Source organism: Enterobacter cloacae complex sp. AR_0002 (assembly GCF_001922365.1).
GTDB classification, from domain to species: Bacteria; Pseudomonadota; Gammaproteobacteria; order Enterobacterales; family Enterobacteriaceae; genus Enterobacter; species Enterobacter hormaechei_C.
Map to the genome: position 1 here is coordinate 2977109 of NZ_CP018814.1, position 17372 is coordinate 2994480.

15 protein-coding genes and 1 pseudogene are annotated in these 17372 nt (G+C 58.3%); 10 read left to right on the forward strand and 6 right to left on the reverse strand.

The features are described from left to right. Positions 1-4: 4 nt before the first annotated feature. The 4 genes from AM329_RS14675 to AM329_RS14690 form a co-directional block, all read right to left on the reverse strand. Complete coding sequence (locus tag AM329_RS14675) at positions 5-1387, reverse strand: MFS transporter (protein WP_032608390.1); 1383 nt, start codon at positions 1385-1387, stop codon at positions 5-7. A 225-nt stretch (positions 1388-1612) separates the two neighbouring features. Beyond that, positions 1613-3580: a xylonate dehydratase YagF gene (gene yagF / locus AM329_RS14680; RefSeq protein ID WP_032608387.1), complete on the reverse strand. Its 1968-nt coding sequence runs from the start codon at positions 3578-3580 to the stop codon at positions 1613-1615. A gap of 14 nt (positions 3581-3594) precedes the next feature. After that, the gene (gene yagE, locus AM329_RS14685) at positions 3595-4503 is read right to left on the reverse strand and encodes a 2-keto-3-deoxygluconate aldolase (protein ID WP_003862923.1); all 909 of its coding nucleotides are present in this window, start codon (positions 4501-4503) and stop codon (positions 3595-3597) included. Positions 4504-4742: 239 nt separating this feature from the next. Further along, entirely contained in the window at positions 4743-5195 is a 453-nt protein-coding gene (locus tag AM329_RS14690; protein WP_003862921.1) for a YhcH/YjgK/YiaL family protein, read from the reverse strand. A gap of 674 nt (positions 5196-5869) precedes the next feature. Here AM329_RS14690 and arcA point away from each other — a divergent pair. From arcA to AM329_RS14715, 5 genes are all read left to right on the forward strand, one after another. Continuing rightward, on the forward strand, positions 5870-7090 hold the full coding sequence (arcA, locus tag AM329_RS14695; protein ID WP_023305333.1) for an arginine deiminase: 1221 nt from the start codon (positions 5870-5872) through the stop codon (positions 7088-7090). Positions 7091-7100: 10 nt separating this feature from the next. Then, the gene (arcC, locus tag AM329_RS14700) at positions 7101-8012 is read left to right on the forward strand and encodes a carbamate kinase (protein WP_032608386.1); all 912 of its coding nucleotides are present in this window, start codon (positions 7101-7103) and stop codon (positions 8010-8012) included. 89 nt (positions 8013-8101) lie between these two features. Continuing rightward, positions 8102-9106 carry an ornithine carbamoyltransferase gene (gene argF, locus AM329_RS14705; RefSeq protein WP_003863360.1) on the forward strand — a complete coding sequence of 335 codons (1005 nt, stop codon included), beginning with the start codon at positions 8102-8104 and terminating at the stop codon, positions 9104-9106. Positions 9107-9152: 46 nt separating this feature from the next. Continuing rightward, the gene (locus AM329_RS14710) at positions 9153-10556 is read left to right on the forward strand and encodes a YfcC family protein (RefSeq protein WP_003863365.1); all 1404 of its coding nucleotides are present in this window, start codon (positions 9153-9155) and stop codon (positions 10554-10556) included. Between the two features lie 80 nt (positions 10557-10636). After that, complete coding sequence (locus tag AM329_RS14715) at positions 10637-11116, forward strand: arginine repressor (protein ID WP_032608385.1); 480 nt, start codon at positions 10637-10639, stop codon at positions 11114-11116. 3 nt (positions 11117-11119) lie between these two features. Here the strand turns inward: AM329_RS14715 and AM329_RS25575 are convergent. Then, positions 11120-11237, reverse strand: a pseudogene (locus AM329_RS25575) (hypothetical protein). Between AM329_RS25575 and AM329_RS14720 the strand changes: the two are divergent. The 5 genes from AM329_RS14720 (at position 11217) to gbpA (ending at position 14809) form a co-directional block, all read left to right on the forward strand. After that, positions 11217-11321, forward strand: a complete 105-nt coding sequence (locus tag AM329_RS14720; protein WP_022646880.1) for a pyrBI operon leader peptide — start codon at positions 11217-11219, stop codon at positions 11319-11321. The pseudogene AM329_RS25575 and the gene AM329_RS14720 overlap by 21 nt on opposite strands. A 34-nt stretch (positions 11322-11355) precedes the next feature. After that, the gene (gene pyrB, locus AM329_RS14725; RefSeq protein ID WP_032608384.1) at positions 11356-12288 is read left to right on the forward strand and encodes an aspartate carbamoyltransferase; all 933 of its coding nucleotides are present in this window, start codon (positions 11356-11358) and stop codon (positions 12286-12288) included. Between the two features lie 12 nt (positions 12289-12300). Further along, positions 12301-12762: an aspartate carbamoyltransferase regulatory subunit gene (pyrI, locus tag AM329_RS14730; protein WP_003863370.1), complete on the forward strand. Its 462-nt coding sequence runs from the start codon at positions 12301-12303 to the stop codon at positions 12760-12762. Between the two features lie 73 nt (positions 12763-12835). Then, positions 12836-13222 carry a 2-iminobutanoate/2-iminopropanoate deaminase gene (gene ridA, locus AM329_RS14735; RefSeq protein WP_003863373.1) on the forward strand — a complete coding sequence of 129 codons (387 nt, stop codon included), beginning with the start codon at positions 12836-12838 and terminating at the stop codon, positions 13220-13222. Positions 13223-13360: 138 nt separating this feature from the next. Further along, a complete protein-coding gene (gbpA, locus tag AM329_RS14740; protein WP_032608383.1) occupies positions 13361-14809 on the forward strand; it encodes an N-acetylglucosamine-binding protein GbpA in 1449 nt (482 codons plus the stop codon). A 94-nt stretch (positions 14810-14903) separates the two neighbouring features. Here the strand turns inward: gbpA and AM329_RS14745 are convergent, their stop codons facing one another. Beyond that, positions 14904-17288, reverse strand: a complete 2385-nt coding sequence (locus AM329_RS14745; RefSeq protein ID WP_032608382.1) for a beta-N-acetylhexosaminidase — start codon at positions 17286-17288, stop codon at positions 14904-14906. Between the last annotated feature and the right edge of the window lie 84 nt (positions 17289-17372).

Genomic DNA, 17372 nt, shown 5'->3' on the forward strand with positions numbered 1-17372 from the left:
CCGGTTAATGGGATGCGGCTGTCGCGGCGTCGGGAACGGCCTCGCCCTGCGTCGCGCGGTGCTTGATCAGCTGCTGGCTGATGGCCTCCACGCGGGCGTCGGTGAGCTTATAAAACGACAGCATGATGAACATGCCCGCGTAGAGCACCACCGGCACCACGCAGAACAGGATTTTGATGGTGGTCAGCACCTCTACCGGCTGCACGCTGCTGCTGGCGGAGTAGTTCACCCAGGCCAGGATCCAGCCCACCACCGCCCCGCCAATCGCCAGGCCAATCTTCAGGCTGAACAGGTAGGTGGAGAACACCAGCCCGTCGAGGCGACGTCCGCTGCGGCTCTCCTCGTAATCCACCACGTCAGAGGCCATCAGCCACTGTAGCGGCGTGGTGGTGTTAAAGACGAACAGGAACAGGATGTTGAGGGCGAAAATCAGGGCAATATGCTCCGCCGGCGTGAAGAAGATCAGCAGGCTAATCAGAGAGTAAGCGACGATGATCCACTTAAAGGCGGTGACGCGGTCGAAGCGGCCCAGCAGACGAGACGAGCAGAGCGAGCCGAACATGGTGGCGAGGCTGCCGTAGAGTAAAAACTGCGTCGCCATCTCCGGGTGATCCATCACGTATTTCACGAAGTAGAGCGTCGCCCCGCCGCGCACCACGTTGGAGCAGGTCGCCATCATCTTGAACGCGCACATGATGCGCCACTGGCCGTTGCCCAGCAGCAGCTTAAGGTCTTTCGCCACTGACGAGCCCGGCTGAACCTCAAAGGTGTAACGCTCTTTGGTGGTAAAGAAGCAGACGTAGAGCAGCACCACGCCGGTCAGTCCCAGCACGCACATGGCGCCGAAATAGCCCACCTGCTCATTCCCCTTGCCGATGATGCTCACCAGCGGCAGGGCAATGCCGCTGATGGCGAGCGACCCCGCGGCGGCGAGGAAGAAACGCCAGGACTGAAGGGCGTGGCGCTCTTTCGGGTCGGCGGTGATCACCCCCGGCATGGCGCAGTACGGGACGTTAACGAAGGTGTAAACCAGGGTCAGGAGAATGTAGGTCGCGCAGGCGTAGATGATTTTGCCCTGCGCGGAGAAGTCCGGCGTGTAGAAGGTCAGCATGCAGACGATGCCAAACGGGATGGCGCCCCACAGCAGGAACGGGCGGAACTGGCCGTAGCGGGTACGGGTGCGGTCTACCAGCAGCCCCATCAGCGGATCGGTCACGGCGTCTAGCACGCGTGAAACTAAAAACAGCGTCCCCATAATGCCCGCGGAGAGACCGAACACGTCGGTGTAGAAATAGGCCAGCAGGAACATCGTGGCCTGCCAGACGAAGCCGCAGGCGGTGTCACCCAGCCCGTAGCCAATTTTGTCTTTCATGGTTAATTGCGTCATCAGAATTACACCCTTATGTAGTGTGCTGAATTACAACATCGTGTTAATGGAGTGTAATGAGCTGTTCAATTAACCAGCAATGGTCATATCTTATTTCTGAATTACGTTATTTTGCTTTTGTGACGCCACCGATATATCGCAACTTATTGTTTAAATTAATAAATTACAGATATAAAAAGCCGCCCGCGGAATATTTCCCGCAGACGGTTTTATCTAATGAAATAATTAAATGCCGAGCGCTTTTTTACCGGCGTTAATTACCTCGATAATTTTATCGGTGTCATAAATACAGCCTTTCCAGGTGCCGCCGCTCACGGACTGCAATGCCGCCCACAGCCGGGTGTCGTCCGGCAAAAAGTCGTGGGCGTGCAGGTCCGGGTGCGTCTGCCGCATTGCCAGCTCGCGCGCGCCCTCCTCCGGCGTCAGCGGATTGTCCGCGGTGCCGATGAAGTTCACGCTGCCCGTGAGGGTCAGCCGGTCGACGGCAATCTCGATGATGTCGTTATCGCGCAGCTTGCCAATCGGCCCGCCCGCCAGCGCCTCCGGCGATACGTGGCCGAAGCAGGCCCCCGTCGACACGCCGGAGAAGCGCGCATCGGTGATGAGCGATACCGTCTTGCCCCACGAGATATGCTTCAGCGCGGAGGTAAGCTGGTAGGTCTCTTCCATGCCGGTGCCGGACGGCCCGCCGCCGATCACCACCATGATATCGCCCTGCTTGATCTCTTCCCGCTTGATGGCCTTGATTGCCTGCGCTTCCGAGACAAACACCCGCGCCCGGCCGATGTGGCGGTAAACGCCATCTTCACCGACGACCGACGGGTCGATCGCCGTGGCCTTGATCACCGAGCCTTCCGGCGCGATGTTGCCCGTCGGGAAGCAAACCGTTGAGGTCAGCCCTTTCGCTTTTGCCTTCTCAGGCGGCAGGATCACGTCATCCGGATCCACGCCGTCCTGCTCGCGCAGGCACTGGCGGAAGCGCGCCCGGCGTTCGGACGTCTGCCACCAGTCGAGGTTCTCGCCCACCGTCTGGCCGGTGACGGTCATGGCGTCCAGGTGCAGCAGACCGAGATCGCGCAGGTGGAGCATCACCTCCGGCACGCCGCCCGCGAGGAAGGCGCGCACGGTCGGGTGATAGTCCGGGCCGTTGGGCAGCACGCTGACCAGGCGCGGCACCCTGCGGTTGACGCGCGTCCAGTGCTCTACATCCGGGATCGTGCAGCCCGCCGCGTGGGCGATGGCCGGGATGTGCAGCAGTAAATTCGTCGAGCCGCCGAACGCCGCGTGGATCACCATGGCGTTTTCGATGGCTTTATCGGTGAGGATATCGCGCGTGGTGATGCCACGGTTATCCAGCTCGCTCACTGCCCGCGCCGACTGGCGGGCGATCTCCAGCCACACCGCCTGCCCGGACGGCGCCAGCGCGGAGTGCGGCAGCGCCAGCCCCAGCGCTTCGGCCACCACCTGCGAGGTGCCCGCCGTGCCGAGGAACTGGCAGCCGCCGCCCGGCGACGCGCAGGCGCGACAGCCGAGCTCGGCGGCCTCCTGCAAGGAGAGTTCATGGTTGGCGAAGCGCGCGCCGATGGTCTGCACTTTGCCCGCGTCTTCCCCCACGGTCGGCGGCAGCGTCGCCCCGCCCGGCACCAGAATGGTCGGCAGGTCGTGCATGGAGGCCAGCGCGATCATGGTGGCGGGCAGCCCTTTATCGCAGGTTGCCACGCCGATCACCGCCCGGCGTGTCGGCAGGGAGCGGATCAGGCGGCGAAACACGATCGCCGCGTCGTTGCGGTACGGCAGGGAGTCGAACATGCCGTGCGTGCCCTGAGAGCGCCCGTCGCACGGATCGCTGACGAAGGCGGCGAACGGGATCCCGCCGTTGCGGGTGATCTCCTTCGCCGCCGCCTGCATCTGCATGCCGATCTCCCAGTGCCCGGTGTGGTAGCCCAGCGCGACCGGGCGTCCGTCCCCGGCGCGGATCCCGCCCTGGGTGCCGATAATCAGCACCTCTTTGCCGGTCAGCTTGTTGGCATCCCAGCCCATCCCGGCGTTCTGCGTCATGCCGAACAGGTTGCCGCTGGGGGATTCCATCAGCATCTGCGGGGTCAGCGGCAGCGCGCCCTGCGGCCCCGCCGCGTGGGTGATCACCGCATAAAACGCATCGTCCTGTGGGGTAAAAATTTTCTCAATGGTCATGGTTATCGTCCGGCTCAGCAGAGCTTGAGCTGTTGTAACAGGGTTTTCAGCTGCGCCTTGCGCGGCTCGTCCAGCGGCGAGGCTGGCGGCAGGACGTGCGTGGAAATCGGACGACCGCAGAGCACAATCGCCTCTTTAATAACGTTCACAAACGGCGTATCCAGCTGATACATCTGCGGGATTTGCAGCAGGGTCTGATGATACTCAGCCGCTTTCGCCACGTCTTTATCCCGCCAGGCTTTCAGAAGATTCACCGACACCTGCGGGGCAAAGTTGCCGCTGGCCGAAATCGCCCCGTCGCCGCCGAGCAGCAGGGTATTAAACAGATGATCGTCGTAGCCGCACAGCACGGTGAAGTGCGGATGGGCGCCTTTAACGGTGTGGATCATGCTGCGCAGGTGGGCGACGGAGTCGATGGTGTCTTTGATGCCGATAATATTGCTGCGCGAGTCGGCGAGGGTTTTCACCAGCGCCGGGGTCAGATCCTGCCCGGTCAGCGCCGGGAAGTTATAGAGCATCACCGGCAGCGTGACGCTGTCGGCCACCTGCTCGAAATAGCGGATCAGGTTCGCTTCCGACACTTTCCAGTAGTAGGGGTTGATCACCACGATGCCGTCCGCGCCCGCCTGCTGCGCGTGCTGGCTGAGCTCAATGGTTTCCCGGGCGTTGGTGCCGCCGGTGCCGATTAGGACCGGCACGCGGCGATCGACATGATCGATCGCAAATTGGGCAATGGTTTTACGCTCTTCGGCGCCGAGCTGGGAGAACTCGCCGCCGCTGCCCAGGAAGAACAGGCCGTCAACGCCTGCTTTGATGAGATCGTCGATCAGCGCGGCGGTGCCCTGCTTATCGAACTGGCCATCGGCGGTAAAAATGGTGGAGACAGGGGGAATGATTCCCGTAAACAACGCGGACTGCGGCATGAGATCTCCTTGCTGAATCATTTTGTTCTACATTATAGAACAGTGTTCGTTAAATTAACGATCATACTATGACGCAGGAAAAGCGCAGGTAAATGAGAGATGGAGAGGGAGTGCGGGAAATTTAAGCTGGATCACATTATGCGTGGGTGCGGTCTGGTGCCCTCACCCCGGCCCTCTCCCACGGGGAGAGGGTGTAAAAGTTCCCTCTCCCCGTGGGAGAGGGTTAGGGTGAGGGAAAATTACTCCACCAGCATTTTAACAACCACTTTCCTGACCTTAGCAGGTGCTCCCGCCGCGCACAGCGGCTTATGCACTTCGCCCGGCCAGAACACCACAAAATCCCCTTCGCTCAGCACCACGGTTTTCTCCTGCTCGCCTTCCGGCAGGAACGCGATGTCTTTGTCCGCCAGCCAGTCGGTGTCCGGCGTACCGTGCGGCAGGGTACTGAAGGTCATCCCTTCCTGCCCCTTCAGCACAATCTGAATATCCAGATAGCGTGCATGGTATTCAGCACGACGCTCGGCGAACGGCTGGGTCATGTCCTCCGAAACCAGATAAAACAGGCTGTTGCCGTTGATGTCGTGCTTGCCGGTCGGCGTCGCGTCGGTGACGTGGGCCTTAACGTGCTCAATGGCCTGACGCAGCTCTTCTGGCAGCCAGGACTGGAGATGATGAATATTGCCAATAATCATGATACAACCCTCAGATTAAAACATTGTTTCATTTTCATGTTTTATACGAGAATTGCTTCTTCCATACCAGCCCTTTTTTGACAAGATTTGCGTCAGCGCATGTTTATCGGGAAATGTGTTAATCCACTGTTAATTGCACACAGGCATTTATGCAGTGGTTATGCATAACCTCATTTCATGCACTTTGCACATAGGGTCTAACTCACTGAATTTAAAACGTAACTCACAAAACCTGTTGGCATATCACACTTTATCACTTTGGTTATTTCCTTTAAAAATCCATAATTATTTATTGATTTATCTTAAGTGAAAAATAGTTAACTGTCATTATTGCATAGCTATTCCCGAATCAACATTTTATCTATTAAAATCAACCATATAACTAAATATTTCAAAACGTGTAATTCTACAAAATAATAACAAACTCAAATATTGCCACCCGTTCCTGCTTAGCTATTCATCCCGTAATAATATGAAATTAATCATTATCTGATACGAATCATGCAATTGAAAACAAACTCATCAATATCGGTTTTCGCGTGAGCAATGTCACAATAACCATTATTTAAGCGCCTACTATAACTCACGAAGTCTATTGAGCTTAGCCGCCATGAAATTAAACACCTCACATGGCGCATGCCCTTTTTATTCTGAAAAAAGTTAAAGGAATAATTATGGAAAAGCATTACGTCGGTTCTGAAATTGGTCAATTGCGTAGCGTTATGCTGCACCGTCCTAATTTAAGTCTGAAACGGTTAACCCCCTCAAACTGTCAGGAGCTGTTATTTGATGACGTGCTCTCGGTTGAACGGGCGGGTGAAGAGCATGACATCTTCGCAAACACGCTGCGCGAGCAGGGTGTGGAAGTCCTCCTGTTGACCGACCTTCTTACGCAAACGCTTGATATTGCGGAAGCAAAAGCCTGGCTTCTTGAAACACAAATCTCCGACTATCGCCTGGGGCCAACCTTCGCCGCCGACGTACGCGGCTGGCTGGCGGATATGCCGCACCGCGAACTGGCGCGCAGGTTAAGCGGCGGATTAACCTACGGTGAAATTCCGGCGGCCATTAAAAATATGGTGGTCGATACCCACACGGCGAATGATTTTATTATGAAGCCGCTGCCGAACCACTTATTTACCCGCGATACCTCCTGCTGGATATATAACGGCGTCTCCATTAATCCGATGGCGAAACCCGCCCGCCAGCGTGAAACGAATAACCTGCGGGCAATATATCGCTGGCATCCCGCATTTGCCGACGGCGAGTTTATTAAGTATTTCGGCGACGAGAATATTAATTACGACCACGCCACTTTAGAAGGCGGCGACGTATTAGTCATTGGTCGCGGGGCGGTACTGATCGGCATGTCCGAACGCACCACCCCGCAGGGCGTGGAGTTCCTCGCTAACAGCCTGTTTAAACACCGCCAGGCCGAGCGCGTGATTGCCGTTGAGCTGCCAAAACACCGCTCCTGCATGCACCTCGACACCGTCATGACCCACATCGACGTGGATACCTTCTCCGTCTACCCGGAAGTGGTGCGCAAAGACGCCCAGTGCTGGACGCTCACCCCGGACGGCCGCGGCGGCCTGCTGCGCACCCAGGAAACCGACCTGCTGCACGCCATTGAGAAAGCGCTCGGCATTAACCAGGTCCGCCTGATCACCACCGGCGGCGATGCCTTTGAAGCCGAACGCGAGCAGTGGAACGACGCTAACAACGTCCTGACCATCCGCCCGGGCGTGGTGATCGGCTACGAGCGCAACGTCTGGACCAACGAGAAGTACGACAAAGCGGGCATCACCGTGCTGCCGATCCCGGGCGACGAGCTGGGACGCGGTCGCGGCGGCGCGCGCTGCATGAGCTGCCCGCTGGAACGCGACGGAATTTAAAGGAGCCATCATGGAACGAAAACCCACTCTGGTTGTGGCCCTTGGCGGCAACGCGCTGCTCAAGCGCGGCGAACCGCTTGAAGCGGACATCCAGCGCCAGAACATCGAGCAGGCCGCCCGCACCATCGCCGGCTTAACGGAGCAGTGGCGCGTGGTGCTGGTGCACGGCAACGGCCCGCAGGTCGGACTGCTGGCGCTGCAAAACAGCGCCTACGACAAAGTCACGCCCTACCCGCTGGACGTTCTCGGCGCCGAAAGCCAGGGAATGATCGGCTACATGCTCCAGCAGGCGCTGAAAAACAATCTGCCCCAGCGCGAGGTCAGCGTCCTGCTCACGCAGGTGGAAGTGGACGCCGCCGACCCGGCCTTCAGTAACCCGACCAAGTACATCGGCCCGGTGTACCGCGAAGCCCAGGCCAAAACGCTGGCCGCGGAGAAAGGCTGGGTGTTTAAGGCCGACGGCAGCTACTTCCGCCGCGTGGTGCCCTCTCCGCAGCCGAAGCGCATTGTCGAGAGCGACGCCATCACGGCGCTGATCCAGCGCGACCATCTGGTGATCTGCAACGGCGGCGGCGGCGTGCCGGTGGTGGAAAACGCCAACGGCTATCGCGGCATTGAGGCGGTGATCGACAAAGACCTCTCCGCCGCCCTGCTGGCGCGCCAGATCGAGGCCGACGCCCTGCTGATCCTCACCGATGCCGACGCGGTGTACCTCGACTGGGGCAAGCCAACCCAGCGTCCGCTGGCGCAGGTGACGCCGGAGCTGCTCAGAGGCATGCAGTTCGACGCCGGATCGATGGGGCCGAAAGTAGCCGCCTGCCGCGAGTTTGTTGAGGCCTGCGGCGGCATTGCCGGGATCGGCGCGCTGAATGACGGCGCGGAGATCCTGGCGGGCGAGAAAGGCACGTTGATTCGTAACTGAGTCGTTTTCCCCTCACCCTAACCCTCTCCCACAGGGAGAGGGCCGGGGTGAGGGCATCAGACAGCACAAATTTTAAAAAGGATTTCCCCATGACCATTAACCTGAAAAACCGCAACTTCCTGAAACTGCTGGACTACACCCCGGCGGAGATCCAGTACCTGATCGACCTCGCCATCGAGCTCAAGGCCGCCAAAAAAGCCGGGCGCGAGAAGCAAACCCTGGTCGGGAAAAACATCGCCCTGATCTTTGAAAAAACCTCCACCCGCACCCGCTGCGCCTTCGAAGTGGGCGCGTTCGACCAGGGCGCGCAGGTGACCTATCTCGGCCCAAGCGGATCGCAGATTGGCCATAAAGAGTCGATGAAAGACACCGCCCGCGTGCTGGGCCGCATGTATGACGGCATCGAATATCGCGGCTACGGCCAGGCCATCGTTGAAGAGCTGGGCGAGTACGCGGGGGTGCCGGTGTGGAACGGCCTGACCGACGAGTTCCACCCAACGCAAATTCTCGCCGATCTGATGACCATGCTGGAACACTCCCCGGGCAAAACCCTGCCGGAGCTGAGCTTTGCCTATCTCGGCGACGCGCGCAACAACATGGGCAACTCGCTGATGGTCGGTGCGGCCAAGATGGGGATGGATATCCGCCTCGTGGCGCCGAAATCCTTCTGGCCGGAGGCAGGCCTGGTTGAGCAGTGCCGCGCCATTGCGAAAGAGACGGGCGCGCGCATCACCCTCACCGACGACGTGGAAGAAGGCGTGCAGGGGACCGATTTCCTCTACACCGACGTGTGGGTCTCCATGGGCGAGCCGAAGGAAGCCTGGGCCGAGCGCGTCAGCCTGATGAAGCCATATCAGATTAACGCGGACGTGATGAAGGCCACCGGTAACCCGAACGTCAAGTTCATGCACTGCCTGCCGGCATTCCACAACGAGCACACCAAAGTGGGCCGCGAAATCGAGATGGCGTACGGGCTGAAGGGGCTGGAAGTGACGGAGGAGGTCTTTGAATCCCCGAACTCCATCGTTTTCGACGAAGCAGAGAACCGCATGCACACCATTAAAGCGGTCATGGTGGCGACACTCGGCGACTAATCACCGCCCGACGCGCCGCGGGGTGCGCCGGGTTCAGGAGAACATCATGGGCAAGTTCAAGTTTCCCTCCGCTTACACCATTCTCTTTTTTCTGATTGCCGTGGTTGCCGTGCTGACGTGGATTGTTCCGGCCGGGCAGTACCATATGGCAATGAACGAGGCGCTCGGTAAAGAAGTGCCGGTTGCTGGCACCTACGCGCACGTGGCAGCGCACCCGCAAGGTCTGGTCTCCGTGCTGATGGCGCCGATTGCCGGGCTGTACGATCCGGAATCCGGCCAGGCCGGAGCCATCGACGTGGCGCTGTTTATTCTGATCATCGGGGGATTCCTCGGGATCGTCACCAAAACCGGGGCGATTGACGCCGGGATCGAGCGTGTGACTACCCGGCTGCGCGGACGCGAAGAGTGGATGATCCCGATCCTGATGGCGCTGTTTGCCGCGGGCGGAACGATTTACGGCATGGCAGAAGAGTCGCTGCCCTTCTATACCTTACTGGTGCCGGTGATGCTGGCGGCGCGGTTCGATCCGGTGGTTGCGGCCTCTACCGTGTTGCTCGGCGCGGGGATCGGCACCCTCGGCTCCACCATCAACCCGTTCGCCACGGTGATCGCCGCCAACGCCGCCGGGATCCCCTTCACCAACGGCATCATGTTGCGCATCGCGCTGCTGGTGATCGGCTGGATCATCTGCGTGGCGTGGGTAATGCGTTACGCCCGTAAGGTGCGCAAGGATCCGTCGCTGTCGATCGTGGCGGATAAGCAGGAAGAGAACCGCGCCCACTTCCTCGGCAACAAGGGCGAGCAGTCGCTGGAGTTTACCCCGGTGCGCAAACTCATCCTGGTGATCTTCGCCCTCGCCTTTGCGGTGATGATCTACGGCGTGGCGGTGCTGGGCTGGTGGATGGCGGAGATCTCGGCGGTGTTCCTCGCCAGCGCCATTATCGTCGGGCTGATCGCCCGCATGAGCGAAGAGGAGCTGACCTCAACCTTTATCAACGGCGCGCGAGATTTGCTGGGCGTCGCGCTGATTATCGGCATCGCGCGCGGTATCGTAGTGATCATGGATAAGGGCATGATTACCCACACCATTTTGCACAGCGCCGAGGGAATGGTCACCGGATTGTCGACGGTGGCGTTCATCAACGTGATGTACTGGCTGGAAGTGGTGCTGTCGTTTCTTGTGCCTTCTTCGTCCGGCCTGGCCGTTCTGACGATGCCGATCATGGCGCCCCTTGCCGATTTCGCTAACGTCAACCGCGACCTGGTGGTTACGGCTTACCAGTCGGCGTCCGGCATCGTTAACCTGATCACTCCCACCTCTGCCGTCGTGATGGGCGGGCTGGCTATCGCCCGCGTGCCCTACGTGCGTTATCTGAAATGGGTCGCGCCGCTGCTGGGGATTTTAACGGTGGTGATTATGGTGGCGTTAAGCCTGGGCGCTTTGTTGTGATTTGCCGGATGGCGCTGCGCTTATCCGGCCTACGGATCGGTGCGGTGCCACCGGTTATTTCGGGAACTGATATGGGAACTATGATGGATTACGAAGAGTACTCTCCCAAAGAGCAACTACAGCTAACGGTCTGCCAGCGTCTGATCGCGGAAAAGAGCTATCTCTCCCAGGAAGAGATCCGCCGCGACTTACAGGAGCGGGGTTTTGAGACCATCAGCCAGTCCACCGTTTCACGTCTGCTCAAGTTGCTTGGTGTCATAAAAATTCGCAATGCCAAAGGGCTAAAGATTTATTCGCTGAATCCCCAGCTGCGCCCGGCCCCCGATGCGGCGCGTACCGTCTCTGAAATGGTGGTGAGCGTGGAGCACAACAGCGAATTTATCCTTATCCATACCGTCGCCGGATATGGCCGCGCGGTGGCGCGTATTCTGGATTATCACCAGTTACCGGAAATTTTAGGCGTGGTGGCCGGAAGCAGTATTGTCTGGGTCGCGCCCCGCATAGTGAAGCGCACCGCGCTGGTGCATAAGCAAATTAATTATTTACTCAGAACGCATTAATATTCATAAAGAACCGTTTGCATTGAGTAAAGCGTGCATTAAATCGCTTGATCCCAAAAGCGAGCTGCGTATAATGCCCGACAATTTGCCGGGAGGAAGCATGGTCAAGCGTGTACGACACAACGTCTTACCGCGTCTGAAATCAGACGCTGGCCTGCCGTTTTTCTTCCCGTTGCTAAACCTATTCCCAGAGCCCCTCATTTGAGGGGCTTTTTTTTGCCCGGCGTCAGGAGATAAACATGAATCCGCTTTATCAAAAACACATCATTTCCATAAACGACCTCAGCCGCGAAGAGCTGGAACTGGTTCTGGAAACCGCGGCAAAACTGAAGGCCAATCCGCAACCGGAGCTGTTGAAGCACAAGGTGATTGCGAGCTGCTTCTTCGAAGCCTCGACCCGCACGCGCCTCTCCTTCGAAACCTCCATGCACCGTCTGGGCGCGAGCGTGGTGGGCTTCTCAGACAGCAGCAACACGTCGCTGGGTAAAAAAGGCGAGACCCTGGCGGATACCATTTCGGTTATCAGCACCTACGTCGACGCGATTGTGATGCGCCACCCGCAGGAGGGCGCGGCGCGTCTGGCGACCGAGTTTTCCGGCGGCATTCCGGTGCTGAACGCCGGTGACGGTGCCAACCAGCACCCGACGCAGACCCTGCTGGATCTGTTCACCATTCAGGAGACGCAGGGCACGCTTGAGAACCTGAACATCGCCATGGTCGGCGACCTGAAGTATGGCCGCACCGTCCACTCCCTGACCCAGGCGCTGGCGAAATTTAACGGCAACCGCTTCTTCTTCATCGCGCCGGACGCGCTGGCGATGCCGCAGTACATTCTCGATATGCTGGACGAAAAAGGCATTGCGTGGAGCCTGCATGCCAGCATCGAAGAGGTGATAGGCAACGTGGATATTCTCTACATGACCCGCGTGCAGAAAGAGCGTCTGGACCCGTCCGAATACGCCAACGTGAAGGCGCAGTTCGTGCTGCGCGCCAGCGACCTGGAAGGCGCGCGCGACAATATGAAGGTGCTGCATCCGCTGCCGCGCATCGATGAGATCACCACAGACGTGGATAAAACGCCGCACGCCTGGTACTTCCAGCAGGCCGGGAACGGCATCTTCGCTCGCCAGGCGTTACTGGCACTGGTTCTGAATCACGAATTAGCTCTGTAAGGGGAGACGACCATGACACACGATAACAAACTCCAGGTTGAAGCCATCAAGCGTGGCACCGTGATTGACCATATCCCTGCGCAGGTGGGCTTTAAGCTGCTGACGCTGTTCAAACTGACCGAAACCGACCAGCGCATCACCATCGGCCTGAACCTGCCGTCGGGCGAGATGGGCCGCAAAGACCTGATCAAGATCGAGAACACTTTCCTGACCGACGAGCAGGTTAACCAGCTGTCGCTGTACGCGCCGGACGCCACGGTTAACCGCATCGACGATTACGACGTGGTGGGCAAATCCCGCCCAAGCCTGCCGGATCGCATCGAAAGCGTGCTGGTCTGCCCGAACAGCAACTGCATCAGTCATGCTGAGCCGGTTTCCTCCAGTTTCGCAGTGAAAAAGCGCGCCAATGACATCGCACTCAAATGCAAATACTGCGAAAAAGAGTTTTCTCATTATGTGGTGCTGGCCAACTAATTGAGGTTGGTAATGAAATCCCGGCTGTTATAATGGCCGGGAACATTCTTAACGCTGTAATTCTGGAGAAAAAATGAGCAAAGTACTCGCGACGGAAAATGCACCAGCGGCTATCGGCCCATACGTTCAGGGCGTTGATCTGGGCAGCATGATCATCACTTCTGGCCAGATCCCGGTGAACCCAAAAACCGGTGAAGTACCCGCCGACGTAGCGGCGCAGGCGCGTCAGTCGCTGGAAAACGTGCAGGCGATCGTCGAATCTGCCGGTCTGAAAGTGGGCGATATCGTCAAAACCACCGTGTTCGTGAAAGATCTGAATGATTTTGCGACCGTTAACGCCACTTACGAAGCGTTCTTCACCGAGCACAACGCCACCTTCCCGGCGCGCTCCTGCGTGGAAGTGGCGCGTCTGCCAAAAGACGTGAAAATTGAAATTGAAGCGATTGCCGTACGTCGCTAATTTATTTCAAGAAAGAGAAGGCAGCTCTGGCTGCCTTTTTTTATTTCGACCATTTTTACTCTCTCCGGAAAATGACGCATCCGCCACTCCATTAATAGACTGACGCTGCCTTGCTCTATTCTAATTAATGGATGATGAATGAAACTCTCTAAAATTGCGCTGGCGGTAACCACATTAACGGTTGCGTCTTCCGCACTTGCACACGGATATATAGAATCCCCTGCCAGCCGCGCCTATATGTGTAAGCTCGGCCAGAATACTGACTGTGGCTCTGTACAATATGAACCGCAGAGCGTAGAAAAGACCTCCGGCTTCCCGACGGGTGCGATGCCGCCTGACGGCCAGCTTGCCAGCGCCGGTATTGCCAGCTACTCCCAGCTTGATAAGCAGAGCCTGAACGCCTGGACCAAAAATCCCATGACGGCAGGCCCGCATGAATTTGTCTGGCACCATACCGCGCCGCATAAAACCACCAACTGGCGTTATTACATTACCAAACAAAACTGGGACCCCAATAAACCGCTGACCCGTGACCAGTTCGAATTAACGCCGTTCTGTACTATTAACGGAAATGGTCAGGCACCGGCGATGACAAAATCCATGACCTGTAATGTCCCGGAACGTACGGGCTACCAGGTTATTTATGGCGTGTGGGAAATTGCGGATACCGCAAACAGTTTCTATCAGGCCATTGACGTTGATTTCGGTAACGGCGGCAACGTCACGCCGGACGACACCCCAGCGGTGATATCCCAGTGGAGTAAAACCCTGAGCGGACAGATTGCCGGGAATAACCTGAACACGGGCGATAAAGTGATTGCACGCTTCTTCGACGCCAACGGGGAAGTTGCCGCCCTGCGTACCGAGCTGTCCATCGGCTCCGTTGCCCAGGAGGATGCGAACCAGTGGTCCTACGATCTGGCGCAGAAGATCAACGCCGCGTACAGCGATGTGCGTGTCGGGGTGAAGGATGAGGCGGGCGAAATTAGCCCGGTTCACGGCGCGAACAGCGTCTTCGTCAAAGACGGCAGCGCCCTCCAGTCCGTTGCGATTTCGTACGAAGAGCAGAAGGCGGAAGTGAATGAAACCATCGCTGTATCTAACCTGCACTACAGCAAAATCGAGAATGGCAAGGCATCCGTCACCTTCCACGTGAACACCAAAGGCGACGTGAACGTTGAAGCGCACGTGATGAACCACAGCGGTGCGGAAAAGGGGTATCTGAAGCAGGAGATGAATAACGCCAGCCAGGACGTGACCATGACCCTGACTGACGTCACGGCGGGGCACCATATGCTGAAATACTACGCCACCAACAAAGACGGCACCCTGTTCGCGCAGGACGTGCTGGATCTGATGCTGGAAAGCGACGCGGCGGACAGCAACGGCCCGCATGACTTTATCTTCCCGGATAACGTCGCGTCCTACAAAGCGGGCACCGTAGTGCTACAGCCGAAAGACGGTAAGACCTACGAATGCAGGCCTGTCCCGTTCAGCGGCTACTGCGTGCAGTACAGCCCAACCGCAAACCAGTTTGAACCAGGCGTGGGCGCGCACTGGAGAGAGGCATGGGTGTTGAAGAACTGAGTGATCTGATTCCCTCACCCTAACCCTCTCCCAAAGGGAGAGGGAATTTATACACCCTCTCCCTTTGGGAGAGGGCTGGGGTGAGGGTTCTTTACTACTGATTCCGCGTCGCGCGCAGCAGCGTTTCCAGCGGGTACACCGCCGCAATCACCACCTCGTCCTGAACCTTCGCCGCGTTATCCAGTTCGCACTGGATCGACGCGATCTCTTTATCATCCAGCGTGCCCTGGCGCGCCACCAGATCCGTCAGCCTCAGGCCAATCGCGGCCAGCTTATCCACCTCCTGGATCACCGGCTTGATGGCCTTCAACTGATAGCTGTTTTCGCTTAGCGCCAGCGCGTCGCTGGTGTTATTCTGCCAGCGGTTAAAGACGTGGCGCAGCGCGTCGGCGCTTTCCGTGTCTTCCGCGTCGCTCACCAGACGGTCCGCCCATTTATTCATCTGACGCACGGTCGCACTTTCCGCGTTTAGCGCATCAGCGAGCCGGTTGAGCGGCTCAAACTGATGATAGTTTCCAGCCTGGAACTTAAGATGCTGGCGGGTGTAATACTGCGCCGGTTCAAGCGCCTGGGCGAGAATTTGCAGCGGCAGGGTATCCGCATTGTTGGCGAGGCGCGTGAACTGCACCTGCTGCTGGGTATGCTGCTGTAGTCCAACCGACACCGTCGACCAGCTGTCCATCGCCTGGAGCCGGGTATACATGTTGTCGATGTCGTTGACGTCCTTCGCCGACCATAGCCGCTCCGCCACCGCAAAGGCGCGCGGCCACAGACGGATATCCAGCACCGGCGCGACCACGTTTTCCGCCCACAGCGCGGCTTCACCGCCGAGCAGATTGGCCTCGTTCGCCGGGTCCGGCACCACCGGCGGTATGCCTTTTGGGACCGCGTCCAGACGCGTGCCGCTAATCGGGTAGCGGGCGTTACCCACCAGGAAATAGCCGCTGAGCTTATCGTTCTCAACAGAAACGACCGGACGCGTTTCACCCATCCAGGTATCAACGGTAAACGTTACCTGATTGTCGTCCCGCCATTGAATGTTATCCACCGCCCGACGCGATTTCCCGGCAAAATCAATAAATCCGCGCCAGCCAGCATCGCCTTTCACCAGCGTAAAGCTACCTTCCACCGGCTTGCCCTTCAGGCGCGGCATGGAGAAAGCCCAGCTCTGGACGCTGTCGGTGTCCGCTATCACATCCACGCCGTTCAGCCCCTGCGGCACAATTTCATTGCGGTAGTGGTAGGCGGTGGATTGCGGCTGATCGAGGTAGAAACCGGTTGAGAGAATGCCCTTATAGCCGTTCTGCGCCACCTGCCCCAGCGCGTCCTGTCCCTGCCAGGACTGGATCAGAATGCTTTTCGGCAGATCGGGATGGTAGATCTCATCCCAGCCAACCATCTGCCGGTGGTGCTTCTCAAGGATCGTCTCCAGCTTGCGGTTGAAATACGCCTGCAACGCGTGGCTGTCCGCCAGTTTGTTGTCGCGCAAGAATCTCTGGATCGCAGCGTTCGCTTTCCACTGGCTGTCGTCAACCTCATCGCCGCCAATATGCAGATATGGATCCGGGAAGATCGCCGCCAGTTCGCTGACCATCGCGTCGGCAAAGGTATAAGTTGCCTCTTTGGTGGGATCCAGCACTGGCTTCAGCACGCCCCAGTGGCGCTCCATGGCGTATGGCCCCGGCGCGCTCATCAGCTCCGGGTAGGCGACGGCAATCGCCGACGCGTGGCCCGGCATATCAATTTCCGGCACCACGCGTATGCCGCGTTCGGCAGCGTAACGCACAATCTCGCGCATCTGCTCAGGGGTGTAGAACAGCCCGTCGCTGGCAAGCTGGGTCAGCTTAGGGTAGCGCTTTGAGCTGAAGCGCCAGCCCTGATCGTCGGTCAAATGCCAGTGCAGCACGTTGAGCTTCGCCGCGGCCATGCCGTCGATCTGGCGTTTAATATCCGGAATCGGGAGGAAGTGGCGCGCCGAATCGAGCAGCAGCCCGCGCCACGGGAAGCGCGGCGAATCTTCAATGGTCACCCACGGGATCGAGGTGTTTTCGGCGCCGTTCTGCATCAGCTGAAGCAAGGTTTCCATGGCGCGCAGCGCGCCGAAGCGGGTATTGGCGGAGATATTTACGCCGTTGGCGTCCACCGTGAGTTTATAGCTCTCATCGCTGTCCGGCAGCGGCTGCGGCTTCACCTTTTTGGCGATGGCGATGCGGATGGTCGGCTTGTCAGGTTTTTCGGCCTGCGGCTGTAGCGTCCAGCCGGTTTGAAGGGCGATGCGCTGGCGCAGGCGGTTGACCGCATCCCCCAGATCGTCGCCACTTACGCTCACGGTGAGTTGATTGTTAAGCTCCAGCGCGCCCTGAGTGGTCGGGCGTTCAACCTTCGCAGGCCAGGGCATTAAGGGAAGGTCGCCTGCCGGTGCGGCAAAGGCGGAGGCGCCGAGCATGAGCCCGGCGGTTAAGAGACTGTACCGTAACATGAATGTTCCTTATCTGACGGGCCAAATACAGGCAAAACATTCTGTTAACATGCGCTCAAATTGTCGTCAAGCGAATGCGCCGAC

Bases quoted from the DNA above. Each gene is read 5' to 3' on its own strand.
- AM329_RS14675 (WP_032608390.1), bottom strand. From the start codon at position 1,387: ATGACGCAATTAACCATGAAAGACAAAATTGGCTACGGGCTGGGTGAC.
- yagF (WP_032608387.1), bottom strand. From the start codon at position 3,580: ATGACCATTGAGAAAATTTTTACCCCACAGGACGATGCGTTTTATGCG.
- yagE (WP_003862923.1), bottom strand. From the start codon at position 4,503: ATGCCGCAGTCCGCGTTGTTTACGGGAATCATTCCCCCTGTCTCCACC.
- AM329_RS14690 (WP_003862921.1), bottom strand. From the start codon at position 5,195: ATGATTATTGGCAATATTCATCATCTCCAGTCCTGGCTGCCAGAAGAG.
- arcA (WP_023305333.1), top strand. From the start codon at position 5,870: ATGGAAAAGCATTACGTCGGTTCTGAAATTGGTCAATTGCGTAGCGTT.
- arcC (WP_032608386.1), top strand. From the start codon at position 7,101: ATGGAACGAAAACCCACTCTGGTTGTGGCCCTTGGCGGCAACGCGCTG.
- argF (WP_003863360.1), top strand. From the start codon at position 8,102: ATGACCATTAACCTGAAAAACCGCAACTTCCTGAAACTGCTGGACTAC.
- AM329_RS14710 (WP_003863365.1), top strand. From the start codon at position 9,153: ATGGGCAAGTTCAAGTTTCCCTCCGCTTACACCATTCTCTTTTTTCTG.
- AM329_RS14715 (WP_032608385.1), top strand. From the start codon at position 10,637: ATGATGGATTACGAAGAGTACTCTCCCAAAGAGCAACTACAGCTAACG.
- AM329_RS14720 (WP_022646880.1), top strand. From the start codon at position 11,217: ATGGTCAAGCGTGTACGACACAACGTCTTACCGCGTCTGAAATCAGAC.
- pyrB (WP_032608384.1), top strand. From the start codon at position 11,356: ATGAATCCGCTTTATCAAAAACACATCATTTCCATAAACGACCTCAGC.
- pyrI (WP_003863370.1), top strand. From the start codon at position 12,301: ATGACACACGATAACAAACTCCAGGTTGAAGCCATCAAGCGTGGCACC.
- ridA (WP_003863373.1), top strand. From the start codon at position 12,836: ATGAGCAAAGTACTCGCGACGGAAAATGCACCAGCGGCTATCGGCCCA.
- gbpA (WP_032608383.1), top strand. From the start codon at position 13,361: ATGAAACTCTCTAAAATTGCGCTGGCGGTAACCACATTAACGGTTGCG.
- AM329_RS14745 (WP_032608382.1), bottom strand. From the start codon at position 17,288: ATGTTACGGTACAGTCTCTTAACCGCCGGGCTCATGCTCGGCGCCTCC.